The sequence below is a fragment of the Campylobacter sp. genome (assembly GCF_017646085.1).
Lineage (GTDB): Bacteria > Campylobacterota > Campylobacteria > Campylobacterales > Campylobacteraceae > Campylobacter.
This window is the reverse complement of record NZ_JAGCNF010000060.1, coordinates 1-3,142: the sequence shown is the minus strand read 5'-3', so window position 1 is coordinate 3,142 and position 3,142 is coordinate 1. Positions and strand designations below refer to the sequence as shown.

3 protein-coding genes and 1 tRNA gene are annotated in these 3,142 nt (G+C 34.7%); all 4 read left to right on the top strand.

Annotated elements, in window-relative coordinates; all coding sequences use genetic code 11:
- The first annotated feature begins 6 nt into the window (after nt 1-6).
- On the top strand, nt 7-1,221 hold the full coding sequence (gene murA, locus J6V67_RS03105; protein WP_291858617.1) for a UDP-N-acetylglucosamine 1-carboxyvinyltransferase: 1,215 nt from the start codon (nt 7-9) through the stop codon (nt 1,219-1,221).
- Between the two features lie 3 nt (nt 1,222-1,224).
- The gene (locus J6V67_RS03100) at nt 1,225-2,403 is read left to right on the top strand and encodes a molybdopterin molybdotransferase MoeA (RefSeq protein ID WP_291858614.1); all 1,179 of its coding nucleotides are present in this window, start codon (nt 1,225-1,227) and stop codon (nt 2,401-2,403) included.
- Between the two features lie 46 nt (nt 2,404-2,449).
- A tRNA-Gly gene (locus J6V67_RS03095) sits at nt 2,450-2,524 on the top strand.
- A gap of 170 nt (nt 2,525-2,694) precedes the next feature.
- A partial coding sequence (gene flgA / locus J6V67_RS03090; protein ID WP_291858611.1) for a flagellar basal body P-ring formation chaperone FlgA occupies nt 2,695-3,142 on the top strand: 448 nt, incomplete at its 3' end.

Genomic DNA, 3,142 nt, shown 5'->3' with positions numbered 1-3,142 from the left:
GGCAAAATATCAATCAGCGGAGCTAAAAATGCTGCACTACCAATAATTGCGATGACAATTCTAGCTAAAAATCAAGTAAAAATCCAAAATACTCCTCAAGTTGATGATATAAAAACATTGATAAAACTACTCCAAAATCTAGGTGCTATAGCCAAATTTAACGGCTCAACACTACAGATTAATACGCTTAAAATTAGCTCAACTAAAGCTACATACGATATCGTTCGCACTATGCGAGCCTCTATCTTAGTGCTTGGGCCATTGCTTGCTAGATTTGGCCACTGCGAGGTATCTTTACCTGGCGGGTGTGCTATTGGCGCTAGACCAATTGATTTGCACTTAAGTGCATTAGAAAAAATGGGTGCTAAAATAGAGATAAAAGATGGCTATGTAATAGCTAGTGCAACTGATGGTCTAAAAGGCGCAAATATCGTTTTTGATAAAATTACAGTAACTGGTACTGAAAATATCATAATGGCTGCAGCCTTAGCAAATGGTGTAACAAAAATATTTAATGCCGCTAAAGAACCTGAAGTTGTTCAGCTGTGCGAAATTTTAAACCAAAATGGAGTTAAAATAGAAGGTATTGGTACAAGCGAGCTTATAATTTATGGTACAAATAGAACTTTAATAGATATAAATGATATAACAGTTATCCCAGATAGAATAGAAGCTGGCACTTATATGTGTGCCGTAGCAATTGCTGGTGGTAAAGTTGTATTAGAAAATATAAACCCAGATCACCTAGTAGCTATCACATCAAAGCTATCAGATATGGGAGTGAAATTTGAATTTAGTCCAAATTCAATCAAAATAATTAGCGATGGCAAGCTAAAGCCATGCAATATCATTACAACAGAATTTCCAGGCTTTCCAACTGATATGCAAGCTCAATTTATGGCGCTTGCTTGTGTGGCCGATGGGGTTTCTAGTATTGATGAGAGACTATTTGAAAATCGCTTTATGCACGCTAGTGAACTAACTCGTATGGGTGCTGATATCAAACTAAACACTCATATTGCTACCATCACAGGAGGAAGCCTAAATGGTGCTGATGTGATGGCTACTGACCTACGAGCCAGCTCAGCACTAATAATTGCAGCTCTAAGAGCCGATGGAACAACTAGAATTCATCGTATATATCACCTTGATCGTGGTTATGAAAATTTAGAATCCAAACTTACAGCTATTGGTGCTGATATAAAAAGACTTAGCGAGTAAGATATGAGAGTTGATGAAGTATTTGATTTAATTAGCAGTATTAATGCGCTAAATGGAAGCGAGATTGTGCCACTTTATATGGCAACTAATAGGGTTGTAGCTAAAGATATTATAGCTACTAGAACTCTTCCAGCATTTGATAACTCAGCACTTGATGGCTACGCCTTTGCCTATGCTGATATTAAAAATCCTCTAAAAATCAAAGGAACGATTCTAGCAGGCGATAAAAATAACTATCAAATCGGTCCAAATGAGTGCTATAAGATTATGACTGGAGCTATATTTCCTAAAGGTGCTGATACTGTTGTAATGATAGAAAATGAAAAATTGGATAAAAATGGTGATTTAATAGTTCCACTAGATACTCCACCAAATAACGCTAGAAAAATCACTGGAGAAGAGATTAAATCTGGCAAGCTTTTACTAAGTAAAAACTCAACACTAACTCCAGCAAATATAATGCTTTTAGCTGCTCAAGGTGTTAGCTATGTAAATGTTATTAAAAAGCCAAAAATTGCTATCTTTAGTAGCGGAAATGAAATTTATGAGCCGTGGGATAGCTGCGATACTCTTTCTGTATATAACGCAAACGGTTTTGGGATAATGTCTGCACTTAGCCAAAATGGCTTTGAAAGTGAATACAAAGGTGTTTTAAAAGATCAAATTTCAACTATTAAAGAGGCTCTTGAGAGTTGCATTAATTATGATATTATTATCACAAGTGGCGGAGCAAGCAAAGGTGAAGCTGATTATATGAGTGAGGTTTTAGATTTACTTGGTTTTAAAATGCTCTTTAATTCAATTGATGCGCGCCCTGCAAAACCTACTAAATGCTACAAAAAAGGCGATAAGTTTATCTTTGTCTTACCAGGTAATCCAATGTCGTGCCTACTAGCTACATATATCACTGTTTTACCGCTAACTAAAAAACTAGCTGGATTTAGTGAGTTTTTACCTCAGATGCAAATTGCCAAATTTAAAGGTAGTTTAAAATTTAAAGCCAGTAGAGCAAATATTGTAATAGGAACAGCAAAAAATGGCGAATTTAGAGCAACAAATGATAATATTTATAGCCCTTCAATGATAAAACCTATCTCTTTATCAAATTTTATATATATCTCTAGTATCGGTGAAAGCGGCATTGAGGATAATAAAGAGATAAAAATTTTTAAAATATCTTGACAAGTGAGTAAAAATATGGTATTATTCCACTTCAATTCAACAAAATGCGGGAATAGCTCAGGGGTAGAGCACAACCTTGCCAAGGTTGGGGTCGCGAGTTCGAATCTCGTTTCCCGCTCCATTTTTTTACTTCTTATTTTTTCCATTCCTCTTTTTAGTAGCTCTTTAATTGATGAACTTCATAAGGCTATTTATGATGAATTTCCATCGGCTAAGATAAATTCTATTAATATAGATAATAACAATGAACTACCAGTAAATTTTAATGAGTTAAAATTAAAAGATATTATCTTGCTTGGCCTGCGTGATGATAGCGGAACATTTAGAGCAGTCTATACTACACCAAATTCTACCAGTAAAAGTATATTTTATAAATTCAAAATCGATTTTAAGCTCCCAGTATTAGTTGCTACTAAAGACATTGGGCGAGATCATATACTAAATTTAAGTGATTATGAACAAAAATTTGTAAGTCTAAAGGATTATGATAAGCAAGCCATCATAAATCCATCAAATCACCAACTTATAACTAAAAGCAAAATCAAGCGTGGCAAAATTCTAACTAATCGCCAATTTAAAACCCTAAGCGATATCAAAAAAGGTGATAAAATCACTGCTATTATAGAAGATGGATCGCTAAAAGTAGAAATATTAGTAACCGCGCTAGATGACGGCAATATCGGACAAATAATCAGTGTTAAAAACCAAAATAATCAAACTCTAAAAGCCCAAGTAGTAG